The sequence below is a fragment of the Sedimentitalea arenosa genome, assembly GCF_016428585.1.
Taxonomy (GTDB): domain Bacteria; phylum Pseudomonadota; class Alphaproteobacteria; order Rhodobacterales; family Rhodobacteraceae; genus Sedimentitalea; species Sedimentitalea arenosa.
On the sequence record NZ_JAELVR010000003.1, the window covers coordinates 100,238 to 116,924 of the forward strand.

Annotated in this window: 16 protein-coding genes; 9 read left to right on the top strand and 7 right to left on the bottom strand. The window is 65.5% G+C overall.

The genetic code is table 11. From position 1 onward, the window contains the following. Positions 1 to 155: 155 nt before the first annotated feature. Positions 156 to 587 (top strand): hypothetical protein, encoded by a 432-nt coding sequence (locus tag JF290_RS05160; RefSeq protein ID WP_199023992.1) that lies wholly within the window; start codon positions 156 to 158, stop codon positions 585 to 587. 57 nt (positions 588 to 644) lie between these two features. Here JF290_RS05160 and JF290_RS05165 read toward each other — a convergent pair whose 3' ends face one another. After that, entirely contained in the window at positions 645 to 1,769 is a 1,125-nt protein-coding gene (locus tag JF290_RS05165) for a beta-ketoacyl-ACP synthase III (protein ID WP_199023700.1), read from the bottom strand. Between the two features lie 174 nt (positions 1,770 to 1,943). Between JF290_RS05165 and JF290_RS05170 the strand changes: the two genes are divergently transcribed. Beyond that, the gene (locus tag JF290_RS05170) at positions 1,944 to 2,351 is read left to right on the top strand and encodes a BrnA antitoxin family protein (protein WP_199023701.1); all 408 of its coding nucleotides are present in this window, start codon (positions 1,944 to 1,946) and stop codon (positions 2,349 to 2,351) included. A gap of 6 nt (positions 2,352 to 2,357) precedes the next feature. Here the strand turns inward: JF290_RS05170 and JF290_RS05175 are convergent, their stop codons facing one another. The 3 genes from JF290_RS05175 to carB all read right to left on the bottom strand — a co-directional run bounded on the left by JF290_RS05175 (position 2,358) and on the right by carB (position 6,703). After that, the gene (locus JF290_RS05175) at positions 2,358 to 2,606 is read right to left on the bottom strand and encodes a ParB N-terminal domain-containing protein (RefSeq protein ID WP_199023702.1); all 249 of its coding nucleotides are present in this window, start codon (positions 2,604 to 2,606) and stop codon (positions 2,358 to 2,360) included. Between the two features lie 104 nt (positions 2,607 to 2,710). Next, the gene (locus tag JF290_RS05180; protein ID WP_199023703.1) at positions 2,711 to 3,364 is read right to left on the bottom strand and encodes a hypothetical protein; all 654 of its coding nucleotides are present in this window, start codon (positions 3,362 to 3,364) and stop codon (positions 2,711 to 2,713) included. A gap of 6 nt (positions 3,365 to 3,370) precedes the next feature. Then, entirely contained in the window at positions 3,371 to 6,703 is a 3,333-nt protein-coding gene (gene carB / locus JF290_RS05185; protein ID WP_199023704.1) for a carbamoyl-phosphate synthase large subunit, read from the bottom strand. Between the two features lie 405 nt (positions 6,704 to 7,108). Here carB and bchE point away from each other — a divergent pair, with 405 nt between their 5' ends. From bchE to JF290_RS05210, 5 genes are all read left to right on the top strand, one after another. Beyond that, positions 7,109 to 8,794, top strand: a complete 1,686-nt coding sequence (gene bchE, locus JF290_RS05190) for a magnesium-protoporphyrin IX monomethyl ester anaerobic oxidative cyclase (protein ID WP_199023705.1) — start codon at positions 7,109 to 7,111, stop codon at positions 8,792 to 8,794. Then, positions 8,787 to 9,365: a bacteriochlorophyll 4-vinyl reductase gene (gene bchJ, locus JF290_RS05195; RefSeq protein ID WP_199023706.1), complete on the top strand. Its 579-nt coding sequence runs from the start codon at positions 8,787 to 8,789 to the stop codon at positions 9,363 to 9,365. The genes bchE and bchJ overlap by 8 nt, the downstream gene beginning before the upstream one ends. A gap of 61 nt (positions 9,366 to 9,426) precedes the next feature. Then, positions 9,427 to 11,415: an aspartate--tRNA ligase gene (gene aspS / locus JF290_RS05200; RefSeq protein WP_199023707.1), complete on the top strand. Its 1,989-nt coding sequence runs from the start codon at positions 9,427 to 9,429 to the stop codon at positions 11,413 to 11,415. 97 nt (positions 11,416 to 11,512) lie between these two features. Then, positions 11,513 to 12,904: a DUF1800 domain-containing protein gene (locus JF290_RS05205; protein WP_328701206.1), complete on the top strand. Its 1,392-nt coding sequence runs from the start codon at positions 11,513 to 11,515 to the stop codon at positions 12,902 to 12,904. A gap of 9 nt (positions 12,905 to 12,913) precedes the next feature. Further along, the gene (locus JF290_RS05210; protein WP_199023708.1) at positions 12,914 to 14,083 is read left to right on the top strand and encodes a DUF1501 domain-containing protein; all 1,170 of its coding nucleotides are present in this window, start codon (positions 12,914 to 12,916) and stop codon (positions 14,081 to 14,083) included. A 57-nt stretch (positions 14,084 to 14,140) separates the two neighbouring features. Here the strand turns inward: JF290_RS05210 and JF290_RS19685 are convergent, their stop codons facing one another. Together JF290_RS19685 and JF290_RS05215 are read right to left on the bottom strand one after the other, a co-directional pair. Beyond that, positions 14,141 to 14,263 (bottom strand): hypothetical protein, encoded by a 123-nt coding sequence (locus JF290_RS19685; RefSeq protein ID WP_268911991.1) that lies wholly within the window; start codon positions 14,261 to 14,263, stop codon positions 14,141 to 14,143. A gap of 1 nt (position 14,264) precedes the next feature. After that, entirely contained in the window at positions 14,265 to 14,987 is a 723-nt protein-coding gene (locus JF290_RS05215; protein ID WP_199023709.1) for a response regulator, read from the bottom strand. A gap of 127 nt (positions 14,988 to 15,114) precedes the next feature. On the opposite strand from JF290_RS05215, the gene mce reads away from it, so the two are divergent. Both mce and JF290_RS05225 read left to right on the top strand, forming a co-directional pair. Next, positions 15,115 to 15,519: a methylmalonyl-CoA epimerase gene (gene mce / locus JF290_RS05220; RefSeq protein WP_199023710.1), complete on the top strand. Its 405-nt coding sequence runs from the start codon at positions 15,115 to 15,117 to the stop codon at positions 15,517 to 15,519. Positions 15,520 to 15,570: 51 nt separating this feature from the next. Then, positions 15,571 to 15,846, top strand: coding sequence for a DUF1467 family protein (locus tag JF290_RS05225; protein WP_199023711.1), 276 nt, complete (start codon positions 15,571 to 15,573; stop codon positions 15,844 to 15,846). A gap of 1 nt (position 15,847) precedes the next feature. On the opposite strand, the gene JF290_RS05230 is transcribed toward JF290_RS05225, so the two are convergent. Beyond that, the gene (locus tag JF290_RS05230; protein ID WP_199023712.1) at positions 15,848 to 16,684 is read right to left on the bottom strand and encodes a DMT family transporter; all 837 of its coding nucleotides are present in this window, start codon (positions 16,682 to 16,684) and stop codon (positions 15,848 to 15,850) included. Between the last annotated feature and the right edge of the window lie 3 nt (positions 16,685 to 16,687).

Consider the following 16,687-nt stretch of genomic DNA (forward strand, 5'->3'; position numbering starts at 1 on the left):
TACTCTTCACGACCCTCTTCCCGGGGGTATGGCGGAAGGATGACATTTCGCCCTAAGCTGCGGAATGGGAAAAGAAGCGCCGGGTTCCCCGTCGCGACCGGCCGGGTGCGCAGAGGAGAGGACTCGGCGTGGATCATAGTGGCCGTTACCTGAAAATGCACACCGAGGCGCTGGTCAAGGACGTGGGTCTTGAAGCGGCCTGCAGGATCACCGGCAAGTCCAAGGCGACGCTTGGGCGCTATTATTCGGACCATGACGAACACGCCGAGCGTTTCATTCCGGTCGATGCTGTCGCGAGGCTCGAGGCGGTATCGTCCTATCCGCATGTGACGGGGGCGCTGGCGGATTTTGGCAAGATCACCCTGTCCTACGACGATCGCCACCCGAACACTCCGGGCAACGGCAACGTCAATTCCGACGTGATCGCCCTGATTCAGCGGTTCGCGATGCTGATGAGCGAGTACCATCAGGCGATAAGGGACGGGTCGATCTCGCTCAACGAGGCCAAGCGCCTGTTGCGGGAAACCCTGCTGCTGCAGCAGGTTCTGATCGACATGAAGCTGAACCTCGAGGCCGAATGCGTGTAACCGCCCCGCCGAAAGGCGCGCCTATTAGCGCGCGCCACGTCCTGTCCGGTGCGCCGCTCAGGCGTGGCGTTTGACCAGCACCGATCCGACCGAATAGCCCGCGCCGAAGGAGCAGATCAGGCCGTAGTCACCGTCCTGCAGGTCGTCGGAATATTTCGAGAAGGCGATGATCGAGCCGGCCGAGGAGGTGTTCGCGTAATCCTGCAGGATGTTGGGCTGTTCGCCGGGTTCGGGCGTGCGGCCCAAGACCTTCTTGCCGATGAAGTCGTTCATCGTCTTGTTGGCCTGGTGCAGCCAGAGCCGTTTCAGGTCGCCGGCGTCGATCCCGTCATCGGCCATGTGGCCGGCGATATGGGCGCTGACCATCGGCAGCACTTCCTTGAAGACCTTGCGGCCGTTCTGCATGAACTGCATGTCGCGCCGGTCCTTGACGCCGTCGGGGCGCGAGCGGCGCAGGAAGCCGTTGTTGTTGCGGATGTTGTTGGAGAACTCGGTGGCGCAGCGGGTCGAGACGATCTCGAAGGAGGGGCCCTTGGCATCCTCGGCGCGTTCGACGAGGGCGGCGGTGGCCACGTCGCCGAAGATGAAATGGCAGTCGCGGTCGCGCCACTCGAGATGGGCCGAGCAGATTTCCGGGTTTACAACCAAGGCCTTACGGACCGAGCCCGCGCGGATCATGTCGGCTGCGGCTTGCAGGCCGAAGGTGGCGGAAGAGCAGGCGACGTTCATGTCGAAGGCGAAGCCGCCGGCGCCCAGCAGCTGCTGGATCTCGATGGCGACGGCGGGGTAGGCGCGTTCCATGTTGGAGGCGGCGCAGATCACGAGGTCGACCTCGGAGGCGTCGCGCCCGGCGGCGGCGAGCGCCTTGCGCGCGGCGTCCACACCCATCTCGGCCATCAGCGCGGGTTCGTCGTCGGAGCGCTGGCGCAGCAGGGGGTGCATCACCGCGGGATCGAGAATCCCTGACTTGTCAATGACATGGCGCTGTTCGATGCCCGAGGCCTTGACGATGAACTCCTCGCTGGAATGCTCCTTGGCCTCGACCTCGCCGGCGGCGATGGCGGCGGCGTTCTCGGCGTTGAACCGGTCGGCATAGGCGTTGAACGCCTCGACCAGCTCGGCGTTGGTGATGGTCAGATCGGGGGTAAACACCCCGGTGCCGGTGATGGCGGGTGTGTGCATGAAAGGCTCCTCCGCAGGTCCGCAGATGTGGACCCAAAGCGCCCGCAAGGTCAAGTCAAACGGGGGTGTGCCAAGCGTGCAGATCGCGTGCATACGCCGTGCAGACCGGTGGTGCATCCGCTTGTTAACCCTTTCGTCGCAGAGTCGGGCGCGTCCCAGAGCGAGGAGACCGAGATGACCGCCACCGCCCCGATGAAACCGAAACGCACCCGGCGCCAGGCCGAGAACGCCTATTACGTCGCCGAGGCGCTGGAGCGGCTGGAATACGACCTGCACACCCATCTGAACCACCTGCGGCGCATCCCGCCGGAATGGGAGCAGATCTATACCGAGCGCAGCCACCACAAGACGCGGATCACCATGCGGATCGACCAGGACGTGCTGAAGTTCTTCCGCTCGCTGGGGCCGGGCTACCAGCCGCGGATGAACGACGTGCTGCGCACCTTCATGCACGCCCGCCTGGCCGGGCTGATCGAGGGCGGGGAAACGATGACCGAATTCCGCGACAACCGCTGGGCCGACCGCGACCGCCCGGAGTTCGGGGACATGGCGAAGCTGCTGGACGCCTCGGGCGGCGACTAGCGGCGATCAGTGCAGGCGGGCCTGCACGAGATAGGCTGCGACCGAGGTTTCCCCCAGCGCGCGCAGGGCCTCGAGCCGGTGCAGCCCCTCAACCAGGATGAAGCCGGCGCCATCACTTCGCACTTGGATCGGCGTCGTCTGGCCATTTTCGATCATGTCTTCCGCGAGCGCCTGCACCTTGGCCGTATCCAACGTCTTGGCCCTCTTGGTGGGAACGCGGACGTCGGCAAGGGCGATGGACTGTTTCTGTAGCATGCGTGAGCATGACCAGTATCGAAGAAGATTGAAAGGGCATACCTCATGATCGTGAAAGAATTTCCATGCAAAGCCGATTACGAGAAGAAATACTGAACACTCATCTACAGTTTTCTCAGTTTATCAAGAAGTCGATCAGCTTCATAAGGTTGCAGGCCAGAAAACAGGGAATACAAATGATCTATTTGACGGTCGCCTTCGACGATTGATTGAGGGAAGTAGTAGTTCTCCGCCAAGGACTGCATTTGGTAGGCAAGTGCTTCAATCGCTGCGCCAACATCACCAGCGTCTCTAAATACAGCGCTTGTGTTCAGTGCGCGCTGTATAGGGCCGACATATTCATCAGCGCTCGAAAGAGCCGCGCTCGCTGCGCTTCTTATCTGTTCTTTCGCTGAAGCAACGCTGCTCAGATTGGTAATGTCAAAGAATACAGTTCTTTCACTTGCAATATCAAATGGAAGTTTTTCACCGGTCTGAGCGATTTGAACGATCGGGCGATTGAAGCTATGCCGAATTCCTACCTCATACATAACATTCGCATTCAACCCGGTTAGGTCCGCAATAACCAAATCGGACTCAAAAACGTTTTCGATTACGTCTTGAGTAATAGATCCCGGCTTTACAATCTTGTCTGCTCTGAGGATATCAAACGTATCGCCAATTGCAGGGGACAAAACATGTTCCATAACGTTGTCGGCGCGTTTTCTTTCCGGGCTTTCATCGCTTCCAATTGGTGTGACAAAAAATGCTTTCGACATGTCCGTTCACCCCTGCAGGGCCTTCACCCCCACGTCGCCCTCGGCCTGGGCCTTGATCGCCAGGGCGGCGGCGTGGGAGCCTGCGGCGGTGGTGAAGTAGGGGATCTTGTCAAACAGCGCGATGGTGCGGATCGACTTGGAGTCCTCGACCGCCTGGGCGCCCTCGGTGGAGTTCATCACCAGCTGCACGTCGCCGTCCTTCATCATGTCGGTGATGTCCGGGCGGCCTTCGTAGACCTTGTTCACGACCGAGCAGGCGATGCCCTGGCTTTCGAGCCAGGCCTGGGTGCCGCGGGTGGCGACGATGGAGAAGCCGAGATCGGTCAGGATGCGCGCGGCCTCCAGCATGTCGGGGGTCTTGTCGGCGTCCTTGATCGACAGGAAGGCGCAGCCCTCGGTGGGCAGCGACATGCCGGCGCCCATCTGGGCCTTGAGGAAGGCGCGGGGGAAGTCGCGGTCCCAGCCCATGACCTCGCCGGTGGAGCGCATCTCGGGGCCGAGGATGGTGTCGACGCCGGGGAAGCGGGCGAAGGGCAGCACCGCCTCCTTGACCGAGAACCAGGGCATGTTGGGGTCGGCCAGCGTCAGCGGGTCGGCCAGCGGCAGCACGGTGTCGTAATCGGCATCGACGTCATAGGGCGGGCGCATCGGGAAGTCGGCCAGCTTTTCGCCGGCCATGATGCGCGCGGCGATGGAGGCGATGGCTGAATCGGTGGCCTTGGCGACGAAGGGCACGGTGCGGCTGGCGCGGGGGTTGACCTCGATCAGGTAGATCTCGCCGTCCTTGACCGCGAACTGGATGTTCATCAGCCCGACCACGTTGAGGGCGCGGGCGAGCGCGTGGGTCTGGGTGTGGATCTGCTGCAGGATCGAGTCGGGCAGCGAGTAGGGGGGCAGCGAGCAGGCGCTGTCGCCGGAATGGACGCCGGCCTCCTCGATATGCTGCATGATGCCGGCGACATGCACGTCGGTGCCGTCGCAGATCGCGTCGACGTCCAGTTCGACCGCGCCGGCGAGGTAGCTGTCGAGCAGCACCGGGCTCTTGCCCGACACGACGACGGCCTCGGAGATGTAGCGTTCGAGCTGGGCCTGGTCGCGCACGATCTCCATCGCGCGGCCGCCGAGCACGTAGGAGGGGCGGATGACCAGCGGGAAGCCGATCTGCTGCGCGATCTCGATGGCCTGCGCGTCGGTGCTGGCGATGCCGTTGTTGGGTTGCTTGAGGCCGAGCCCCTGCACCAGCTGCTGGAAGCGCTCGCGGTCTTCGGCGAGGTCGATCGCGTCGGGGGTGGTGCCGAGGATCGGGATACCTTCGTCCTGCAGGGCGTTGGCGAGTTTCAGCGGGGTCTGGCCGCCGAACTGCACGATGACGCCGTGCAGGGTGCCGTTCTCCTGCTCGACGCGGAGGATCTCCATCACGTGCTCGAAGGTGAGCGGTTCGAAATAGAGCCGGTCGGAGGTGTCGTAATCGGTGCTGACGGTTTCCGGGTTGCAGTTGACCATGATGGTCTCGTAGCCCGCGTCGGTCAGGGCATAGCAGGCGTGACAGCAGCAATAGTCGAACTCGATGCCCTGGCCGATGCGGTTGGGGCCACCGCCCAGGATCACCACCTTCTTGCGGGCGCTGGGGCGCGCCTCGCATTCGACCTCGCCCATCATCGGGGCTTCGTAGGTGGAGTACATGTAGGGGGTCTGGGCCTCGAACTCGGCGGCACAGGTGTCGATGCGCTTGAAGCAGGCGGTGACGCCGAGGTTGTGGCGCGCCCGGCGCACGTTGGCCTCGTCGCGGCCGGTGAGGTGGCCGAGCCGGGCGTCGGTGAAGCCCATCATCTTGAGCGCGCGCAGCCCGTCCTCGTCGGTGGGCAGGCCGTCCTTCTTCAGCCGCGCCTCGGTGTCGACGATCTCGCGGATGCGGGCGAGAAACCAGGGGTCGTACATGGTGACGGCGTGGATCTCGTCATCGCCCAGCCCGTGGCGCATGGCCTGCGCGATGGTGCGCATCCGGTCGGGGGTCTGCTGGCTGATCGCCTTGATGACGGCGGCCTTGTCGGGTGCGCCGGGGATATCGACCTCGTCGAACCCGGTGAGGCCCGATTCCATGCTGGCGAGCGCCTTCTGCAGGCTCTCGTGGATGCTGCGCCCGATGGCCATCGCCTCGCCGACCGATTTCATCGCGGTGGTCAGGTCGGGGGTGGAGCCGGGAAACTTCTCGAAAGCGAATTTCGGGATCTTGGTGACGACATAGTCGATGGTCGGCTCGAAACTCGCCGGCGTCACCTTGGTGATGTCGTTGTCCAGCTCGTCCAGCGTGTAGCCCACTGCCAGCTTGGCCGCGATCTTGGCGATCGGGAAACCGGTGGCCTTGGACGCCAGCGCCGAGGAGCGGCTGACCCGCGGGTTCATCTCGATCACCACCATGCGCCCGTCGACCGGGTTCACCGCCCATTGCACGTTGGAGCCGCCGGTCTCGACCCCGATCTCGCGCAGCACGGCGATCGAGTGGTTCCGCATCACCTGGTATTCCTTGTCGGTGAGCGTGAGTGCGGGGGCGACGGTGATCGAATCCCCGGTATGCACCCCCATCGGATCGACGTTCTCGATGGAACACACGATGATCGCGTTGTCGGCGGTGTCACGCACCACCTCCATCTCGTATTCCTTCCAGCCCAGAAGGCTCTCGTCGATCAGGATCTGGCCCACGGGAGAGGCATCCATGCCCGACCGGCAGATCGCCTCGTAATCGTCGCGGTTGTAGGCGACGCCGCCGCCGGTGCCGCCCATGGTGAAGGCGGGGCGGATGATCGCCGGCAGGCCAACCTCCTCCAGCGCCTCCAGCGCCAGGCGCACGCCCTCGGCCAGGTCCTTCTTGCCGTTCGCGCCCTTGGGGGCCGTGACGATGGTCGCCTTGGGGTTTTCGATGCCGAGCCGGTCCATCGCTTCGCGGAACAGCTTGCGGTCCTCGGCCATCTCGATGGCCTCGCGCTTGGCACCGATCATCTCGACGCCGAATTTCTCCAGCACGCCCATTTCTTCGAGCGCCAGAGAGGTGTTCAGCCCGGTCTGTCCGCCCATCGTCGGCAGCAGCGCGTCGGGGCGCTCCTTCTCGATGATCTTGGCGACGATCTCGGGGGTGATCGGCTCGATATAGGTGGCGTCCGCCATGCCCGGGTCGGTCATAATCGTGGCGGGGTTCGAGTTCACCAGGATCACCCGATACCCTTCCTCACGCAGCGCCTTGCAGGCCTGTGCCCCGGAATAGTCGAACTCGCAGGCCTGTCCGATGACGATGGGTCCGGCTCCGATGATCATGATCGACTGGATGTCGGTTCTCTTCGGCATGGCGCGGCCCCTTTTTGATGGCGAGTCGGCGCGCCGCCCCCGGGCGCGCACAAATTGTCTGCGTTATAGGGATGGGCCACGCAGGTGCAAGGGGATTACCGGCGCGCTGGCACGGCTGTTTTCTTCTTGGCGCAAATACGGCCGCCGGAGGCAAGAAGACTCCTTTGGCGCAACGCATGTTTTCCGCCTCCGGCGGCCGTATTTTAACCAAGAAGAAACCCTTTCGCGTTTTTCTTTCGGGGCGGTACAGGCTGCCGAGCCGATGACCGCCCAAGGAGAAGGCCAGGAGCTTTCGACCCGCCCGCGGCCCCGCCGTGGTCGGCTTTCCCCCTCTCGATTTGATATGTGTCAAGTTTAAGTGACATATAGTGTGTCATCCTGAGTTGATAATCCGGGAGGTCAGCCATGCGTATTCTCTTCGTTCACCCCAATTATCGCTCGGGCGGGGCCGAGATCGCGGGAAGCTGGCCGCCGGCCTGGGTCGCCTACCTGACGGGGCATCTCCGCTCGGCCGGGTTCGACGACATCCATTTCATCGATGCGATGACCAACGATATCGAGGACGGGGCGCTGGGCGAGCAGATCGCGGCACTGAAGCCCGACGTGGTCGGGGTCACCGCGATCACGCCATCGATCTACAAGGCGGAGGAGGTGTTGCGGCTGGCGCAGCTCCATTGTCCGGACGCGGTGCGGGTGATGGGCGGGGTCCATGCGACCTTCATGTACAAGCAGGTCCTGAGCGAGGCGCCCTGGATCGACGTGATCGTGCGCGGCGAGGGCGAGGAGATCTGTCGCGATCTGATGTGCGCCATCCGCGACGGGGGCTGGCCCGAGACCCGGCGCCAGATCAAGGGGCTGGCCTTCATCGATGGCGATGAGATCGTCGCCACGCAGGCCGCCAGCACGGTCAAGGATCTGGATGCGATCAACCCGGACTGGACCATCCTGGAATGGGAGAAATACATCTACATCCCGCTGAACACGCGCGTCGCCATCCCGAACATGGCGCGCGGTTGCCCGTTCACCTGTTCGTTCTGCTCGCAATGGAAGTTCTGGCGCGACTATCGCGTGCGCGACCCGAAGAAGGTGGTCGACGAGATCGAGACGCTGGTCCGGGAGCAGGATATCGGCTTCTTCATCCTCGCGGACGAGGAACCCACCATCAACCGCAAGAAATTCATCCAGTTCTGCGAGGAACTGATCGCGCGCGGCCTGCCGGACAAGGTGAAATGGGGCATCAACACCCGCGTCACCGACATCATGCGCGACAAGGAGTTGCTGAAGTTCTACCGCGAGGCGGGGCTGGTGCATGTCAGTCTTGGCACCGAGGCGGCGGCGCAGCTCAAGCTGGACCAGTTCAACAAGGAAACCAAGGTCGAGGAAAACAAGGAAGCGATCCGCCTCTTGCGCGAGGCTGACATCCTGGTCGAGGCGCAGTTCATCGTGGGCCTGGACAACGAAACGCCCGAGACGCTGAACGAGACCTACAAGATGGCCTGGGACTGGCAGCCGGATCTGGCCAACTGGGCGATGTACACGCCCTGGCCCTTCACGCCGCTGTTTCAGGAACTCAAGGACAAGGTCGAGGTGTTCGATTTCTCCCGCTACAATTTCGTCACCCCGATCATGAAGCCCAAGGCGATGGAGCGGGGCGAATTGCTCGACGGGGTGATGAACAACTACCGCCGCTTCTACATGAAGAAGGCGCTGTTTCATTACCCGTGGCGCGGCACCGGGTTCCGCCGGCGCTACCTGCTCGGGTGTCTGAAGGCCTTCGCCAAGGCCGGATTCGCGCGCACCTTCTATGATCTGGGCAAGGTCGGCTACACCGGGCCGCAATCCAAGAACAAGCTTGATTTCCATTTCGACGAGACCCGCACCATCGCCGAGGCGCAGATGGAGGACTGGGAAGCCAGTGCCGACAAGGCCGCCCGCGCCGCCGAACGGCGTGAAGCGATCCGCGCGCAGGGCAAGGAACGCGCCAAAGAACGCGCGTTCAAGATGCCCGACACCGGCTTGCCCGCCTCTGGGCGGGACGGAACCGAGGTGAAAGCCTGCGGCGGCGGCGCCCAGCAGATGGAAGATGTCTGACACCGGCCTGATCGGCCCCAATGCGATCCTGCAACTGCTGCCCGTGCTGGACCGCGCAGGCGGCCCTGCGCTGCGCGGACAGCTTTTGCAGGCCGCCGACGTCACGGTGCCCGACGGCACCACCATGATCGACGAGGCCCCCGCCGCACGGCTGCATCAGCAGTTGCGCCGCGCCTTGCCCGACCGGGCGGCGGCGCTGCTGAGCGAGGCGGGGACCGGGACCGCCGATTACATACTGGCCCACCGCATTCCCCGCGCGGCACAGATCCTGCTGAAGGCACTGCCCGCGCCGCTTGCGGCCCGTCTGCTGGCCAAGGCGATCGACCGCCATGCCTGGACCTTTGCCGGATCGGGGGGCTTTACCGTGATTTCGCCCACCTGTTTCGACATCTGCGACAATCCGGTCGTGCGCGGTGAACTGGCCGACCGCCCGATCTGTGATTGGCACGCGGCGGTCTTTGCGCGACTGTATCAGGTGTTGGTGCATGGCGACGCCGTCTGCCGCGAAACCGCCTGCTGCGCGCAGGGCGCGCGGGCCTGCCGGTTCGAGCTGACCCGCGGCCTCTCTTGACTTCCCCTCTCAGGCAATGTGTATCGGCCCGACGCAGCCAAACGCCCTTGGAGGGAACCTCATGCACGCCTATCGCAGCCACACCTGCGCCGATCTGACCGCCGCCAATGTCGGGGAGACCGTCCGCCTGTCGGGCTGGGTGCATCGCGTGCGCGACCATGGCGGCGTTCTGTTCATCGACCTGCGCGACCATTACGGCGTGACGCAGGTGCTGTGCGACGGCGACAGCGCCGCCTTCACGGCGCTGGAAAAGGTGCGCAGCGAGTGGTGCATTCGCATCGATGGCGAGGTCAAGGCGCGCGATCCCGAACTGGTGAACCCCAAGCTGCCGACCGGCGAGATCGAGGTCTATGTGCGTGAGCTCGAGGTTCTGGGGGCCGCGGACGAGCTGCCCCTGATCGTCTTCGGCGACCAGGACTATCCCGAGGAAACCCGCCTGCGCTATCGCTATCTGGACCTGCGCCGCGAGGCGATGCAGAAGAACATGACCCTGCGCAGCGACGTGGTGGCCAGCATCCGCCGCCGCATGTGGGACCAGAAGTTCCGCGAGTACCAGACGCCGATCATCACCGCCTCGTCGCCCGAAGGCGCGCGCGATTTCCTCGTGCCCAGCCGCCTGCATCCGGGCAAGTTCTATGCGCTGCCGCAGGCGCCGCAGCAGTTCAAGCAGCTGATCATGGTCAGCGGCTTTGACAAGTATTTCCAGATCGCGCCCTGTTTCCGCGATGAAGATCCCCGCGCCGACCGCAGCCCGACGGATTTCTACCAGCTCGACATGGAAATGTCCTTCGTCACCCAGCAGGACGTGTTCGACGCGATCCAGCCGGTGCTGGCGGGCGTGTTCGAAGAGTTCGGCGGCGGCCGCAAGGTCGACCGGGTCTGGCCGCAGATCAGCTATCGCGACGCCGCCCTTTGGTATGGCACCGACAAGCCCGACCTCAGGAACCCGATCAAGATGCAGGACTGCTCGGAGCATTTCCGCGGCTCGGGCTTCGCGATCTTTGCCAAGCTGCTGGAACAGGACGGCACCGAGATCCGCGCCATTCCGGCCCCCGGCGGCGGGTCGCGCAAGTTCTGCGACCGGATGAACGCCTTTGCCCAGAAGGAAGGGCTGCCCGGCATGGGCTATATCTTCTGGCGGGAACGCGGAGACACAAGCTTCGAGGATAAACTTGAAGCAGTTGGAGCATTGCGGAATCTGTTATGGAGCAAAGTGCAAGGCAAGGATGCGGCGACGCAGCTAAACTCACATTTTGAGATGCTCGCTCAATCGGAGCAGGCGCTTGGTGCAGATAGAATTAGGCAAGCCCTTCTAGACAATGATCTTGAAAAGGCAAGATTCTTGACCAATGCATATTTTGGCGAGTTTGAAGCCGCCGGTCCGCTGGCCAAGAACATCGGCCCCGAGCGCACCGAGGCGATCCGCCAGCAACTGGGCCTTGGCGTGGGCGATGCGGCCTTCTTCCTCGGCGGCAAGCCGTCGGCTTTCGAGCGGGTGGCGGGCAAGGCGCGCGACGTGATCGGCGAGGAGCTGAACCTGACCGACAAAGACCGGTTCGCCTTTGCCTGGATCGTGGATTTCCCGATCTACGAGAAGGACGAGGATACCGGCAGGATCGATTTCGAGCACAACCCGTTCTCGATGCCGCAGGGCGGGATGGAAGCGCTGCAGGGTGATCCGCTGAAGGTGCTGGGCTATCAGTACGACCTCGCGTGCAACGGGTACGAGCTGGTGTCCGGCGCGATCCGGAACCACAAGCCCGAGATCATGTTCAAGGCCTTCGAGATTGCGGGCTATGACGAATCCGAGGTGCGCAAGCGCTTTGGCGGCATGGTCAACGCCTTCCAGTACGGCGCGCCGCCGCACGGGGGCTGTGCGGCCGGCATCGACCGCATCGTCATGCTGCTGGCGGACGAGGCGAACATCCGCGAGGTCATCATGTTCCCGATGAACCAGCGCGCCGAGGACCTGATGATGTCGGCCCCCTCCGAGCCGACGAGCGATCAGCTGATGGAGCTTGGCCTGCGGGTGATCCCGCAGGAGGACTGAACCGGGCTGCGCTGAAATCCGCGCGCGGGCGCACACGGTTGCGTGACGGGCAGGTGCGGCGCTGCAATCGTGGCGCGCATCGCCTATATTGGCCTCAGTGGAATCGACAGAGGCCCGTGCCGTGACCTTCAGCCCCGATCTGGCCGCGCTGCGCTTTGGCTGCGGATTGTCCCCGGCGCTTGCGCCGCCTGCCACGCCCGAGGCCCTGCTGGCCGGGCTGGACGGGCCGGACGCCATGTCCGCGCGCTTTCCGATCGAGGATTTCACGGCGTTTTCCGAGCAGATCGCGGCCGCGCGCGCCGTTCGAGAGACCGCGAAAAACCGCAAGGACAAGATCGAGAACCAGCGCGTCTTGCGCCGGAGCTTGACTGCCGCGCGCAACCGCTGGCATCTGCAACGCCTGCTGCGCTGGACCTGGAGCGAAACGCCGCTGCGCGAGCGGCTGACCGCCTTCTGGGCCGATCATTTCACTGTCATGGGCAAGTCCTCGATCATGCTGTCCGGGGCGCTGCCCTACGAGCAATCGGCGATCCGCCCGCATGTCGCGGGGCGCTTCGCCGACCTTCTGATCGCGGTGACGACGCATCCGATGATGCTGCACTATCTCGACCAGTCGGCCTCGGTCGGGCCGGGCAGCCGGCTGGCGCGGGGGCGCGCGGACGGGCGCGGCCTGAACGAGAACCTCGCCCGCGAAGTGCTGGAACTGCACACGCTGGGCGTCGACGGTCCCTATACGCAGGACGACGTGCGCCAGTTGGCCGAGCTGTTCACCGGCCTGACCTATACGGCGGCGAAGGGCTTCGCCTTTCAGCCGCGCCGCGCCGAGCCGGGGGCCGAAACCGTGCTGGGCAAGAGCTATGGCGGCGATCCGGCGCGGCTGGAGCCGGTTCTGGACACGCTGCGCGACCTGGCGGTGCATCCGGCGACCGCACGCCATATCGCGCGCAAGCTTGCGGTGCATTTCGTGAGCGATGCGCCCGACCCGGCGCTGGTCGATCACGTCACGGCGCGGTACCTCGAGACCGGCGGCGACCTGATGGCGGTCTATGGCGCGCTGATCGAACACCCCGCGGCCTGGGCCGCGGGGCCCGCCAACATCAAGCCGCCGCTCGACTACGTGGCCAGCGCCTGCCGCGCGCTGGCGGTTCCGCCCGAACGGCTTGCCGCGCTCGAGCCGCGCCGGGCGCGCCGCCTGCTGATCGATCCTTTGGCCAAGATGGGCCAGCCGTTGTTCCGCCCGCGCGGCCCTGACGGGTGGGCCGAGGAGGATGCGGCGTGGATCACCCCGCAGGCGGTGTCGGCGCGGCTGCTCTGGGCGCTGTCGGCGCCCTCGGCCCTGCGCCCGGACCTGCCCGAGCCGCGCAGCTTCGTGGACACCACTCTTGGCGCCTTTGCGACCGAACCGGTGCGGTTTGCCGCCGCCTCCGCCGAAAGCCGGGCCGACGCGGTTGGCCTCGTGCTGTCCGCCCCCGCATTTCAGCGCCGATAGGAGCCTGCCATGTCACCGACCCTGAACCGCCGCGCCTTCCTGTCCCGCTCCGCCCTGGTGGGCTGTTCGCTGGCGGCCAGTCCGCTTCTGACGCGGGTCAGTTTCGCAGCCGCCCCGTGGGAGGGGCGGCTGGTGGTGATCATCCTGCGCGGCGGGATGGATGGGCTGGACGTGGTGCAACCCCATGGCGCGCCGGAGTTTGCCGCGCTGCGCCAGGGATTGTCCGCGGGGCCTGCGGGCGGCGCGGTCGATCTGGACGGGTTCTTTGCGCTGCACCCGGCGCTGTCGCCGCTGATGCCATTGTGGCGGGCGGGCGATCTGGGCTTCGTGCACGCGGTGTCGACGCCCTATCGCGACAAGCGGAGCCATTTCGACGGGCAGGACCTGCTGGAGGCGGGCACGAGCAGCCTCGAGGGCGTGCGCGACGGGTGGCTGAACCGGATGCTGACGCTGTTGCCCGGGGTCGAGGCGCGCACCGCCTTCGCGATCGGGCAGGGCGAGATGAAGCTGCTCGCCGGGCCCGCTCCGGTGGCCGACTGGTCGCCCGATGCCGATCTCGCGATCAGCTCGCAGGCGCTGCGGCTTGCCGATCTCGTGATGCAGGAGGATCCGGCGCTGCACGCCGCGCTGGCCGAGGCCACGATGCTGTCGGCCGATGGCGATGCGGCGACCGGCAAGGCGCGTCCGCATGTCAGAATCGCCGATTTCGCCGCAGAGCAGTTGCGCGGCGAGACCCGCGTCGCCTCGTTCTCGATCAACGGCTGGGACACGCATAACCGGCAGGATCGCGCGCTGAGCCGGGCGCTGGAACGTCTGGGCGACACGATCCTGGCGCTGCGCGACGGGGTCGGCCCGGAGATCTGGCAGAAGACCGCGATCATCGCCATGACCGAGTTCGGCCGCACCGTGCGCGTCAACGGCACCGGCGGCACGGACCATGGCACGGGCGGCGCGATGGTTCTGGCCGGGGGCGCGATCCGGGGCGGGCGGGTTTACGGCGATTGGCCGGGCCTCGCCGAGGCCGATCTCTATGACCGGCGCGACCTGATGCCGACAGGGGACGTGCGCGCGCCGGCGGCGTGGATCATGCGGGCTCTGACCGGGCTGGACCGGACGGCGCTGGATGGCACGGTGTTTCCGGGGCTCGACATGGGGCGCGACCCGGGGCTGTTGCTCTGACCGGCGCAGAGCGGCACCGGGGCGATGCCCCGCGGCCATGTCCGGAGGCGGACCCGCTCAGGCCCGCCGGTTGCGGTGCAGCGCCTGGCGGGCGCGGCGGGTTTCCCGTGCGGCGGACCAGGCCTGGACGGCGAGCACAAGGCCCAGCGACAGGGTGGCGATCAGGAAGGTTTCCAGCATTTCAGATCGCCTGTTTCTGCTCCAGCCGTTCGCGCACCAGCCCGGCGATGCGGGCGGTGTCGCCGGCCACCGGTGCGCCGGACTTGCGCGCCGCGGCCAGCGAGGCGGCCGCCTGTTCCAGCGCTGTGTCCTGTGCGCTGCGGGCCACGCCGCCGACGAACTGCGCCACGTAGTCGAGCGTCTTGCCCTCCTCGGCGCGGTCCTTCAGCACGTCGGCCACATGCGCCATGTCGTCCTGGTAGGCCATGAGGTCGGGGCAGACCGAATCGTCCTGCACCACGCGCGGCCCCAGCGGGCGCTGATCGGCCGGCAGGCGGGACAGAACGGCGTTCTGGAACAGCGCCAGCGAGGTGATCGGCTTGGGCAGGAACCCGTCGGCGCCGGCGGCGATCGCCGCCTCCTCGCCGGTATCGTCGCCCGAGGTTCCGAGGATCACCGGCACCTTCGGGCTTGCCTCTGCAAGCTCGCGGATCAGGTCGAGGCCCGAACCGTCGGGCAGGCCCAGATCGGCGATCACCACCGATGGCCGATAGACCTGCAGATGTCGTCGCGCGGATTTCAGGCAATCGGCGCGGCGGATGCGGGCGCCGCTGCGCAGGCAGAGCAATCGCATCGCCTCGCAGGCATAGCGGCTGTCCTCGACAACCAGGATGGTCAGCCCCAGCAGCGGCCGGTTGGCGGTCGCGATGCGGGTCGGGGCGGCGAACGGGTCCGAATCGTCCATTTTGAGGCTCCTCTCAGCAGACACGACTCAGGCTAGGGACCGTTGGCTAACAGGGCGTTAATGGGAGACTTGCCCTTTACGCTGCGCCGCCGCATAACCGGGCAACCCGCAGCAAGGAGAGTTTGCCATGATCGGACGCCTGAACCATGTCGCCATCGCCGTGCCGGATCTCGAGGCCGCCTCGGCGCAATACGCCAACGCGCTCGGCGCCGTGGTCGGCGCCCCGCAGGACGAACCCGACCACGGCGTGACCGTGGTGTTCATCGAACTGCCCAACACCAAGATCGAACTGCTCTACCCGCTGGGCGAGAACAGCCCGATCCAAGGCTTTCTCGACAAGAACCCGTCGGGCGGCATCCACCATGTCTGCTACGAGGTCGACGACATCCTGGCCGCGCGCGACCACCTGCAGAAGACCGGCGCGCGGGTTCTGGGCACCGGGGAGCCCAAGATCGGCGCCCACGGCAAGCCGGTGCTGTTCCTGCATCCCAAGGATTTCAACGGCTGCCTTGTCGAACTCGAACAGGTCTGATCTTTACTCCCCCGGTATCGCGTCTAGGTTATACCGAAACGGAGGTCAGTCATGGCGATCACATCGGCAATCGTTCTCTATGCCGTCTTCTGGTTCATGACCTTCCTGATCGCGCTGCCGATCCGGGTGACGACGCAGGGCGACGTGGGGGAGGTCGTGCCCGGCACCCATTCGGCCGCGCCAGAGGTGCACAATCTGAAGAAGAAGGCGTGGATCACCACCATCGTGGCCTTCATTCTCTGGGCGATCGCGGTGGTCGTGATCCTGTCGGGCGTGATCAGCGTGCGCGACATCGACTGGTTCAACCGGATGCCGCCGCTTCAGTGACTCAGAGTCGGGTCAGCGCCATGCCGCTGACGATGAGCCCGGCGGCGATCGCCTTGCCCCGATCCATCCGGTCGCCGAAGACCAGCCAGCCGATCAGGACAGCGAACAGGATCGAGGTCTCGCGCAGGGCGGCGACCAGTGCGATCGGGGCCTGGGTCATCGCCCAGACCGCGATCGCGTAGGCGCCGTAGGAGGCCGCCGCCGCCAGCCCGCCGGTCACCCAGTCGCGCGCAGAGGCGCGCAGGACGCTGCGCCCGCGCAAGGCGAGACAGATCGGCGTGAAGAGCAGCGCGTCCAGTGCGAAGAGCCAGCCGACATACATCATCGCGTCGCCGGAGACCCGCGCGCCCAGCCCGTCGACCAGCGAATAGCCCGCCGTCATCAGCGCCGACCCCAATGCGAGCGGCACCAGCCGGCGCGACTCGCCATTTGTGAAGGCGCCCCGCGCCATCACCGCGATGCCGGTGCCGAGGATCAGGATGCCCGCGTATTCAAGCGGCGCGATCATGTCGGCGAGGAAGAGCGCGCTGATGCCGGTCACGATCATCGGCGCCGTGCCGCGCGCGATCGGATAGACCCGGCTGAGATCGCCCTGCTCGTAGGCGAAGGCGAGAAACAGTTTGTATCCTGCATGAAACAGGCCCGAGGCGGCGAGCCAGGGCAGCACCTCGGCGGCGGGCCAGGGGCGGCTGAGAGCGATCAGCAGGCCGGCGGCCCCCTGCACGAGGGTCATGATCAGCATCCCCGTCACCTTGGAGACGCCGACCTTGATCAGTGCGTTCCAGAGCGCGTGCAGGAAGGCGGCGAACAGAACGGAAAGGAAGACGAAGAGAGTCATGAT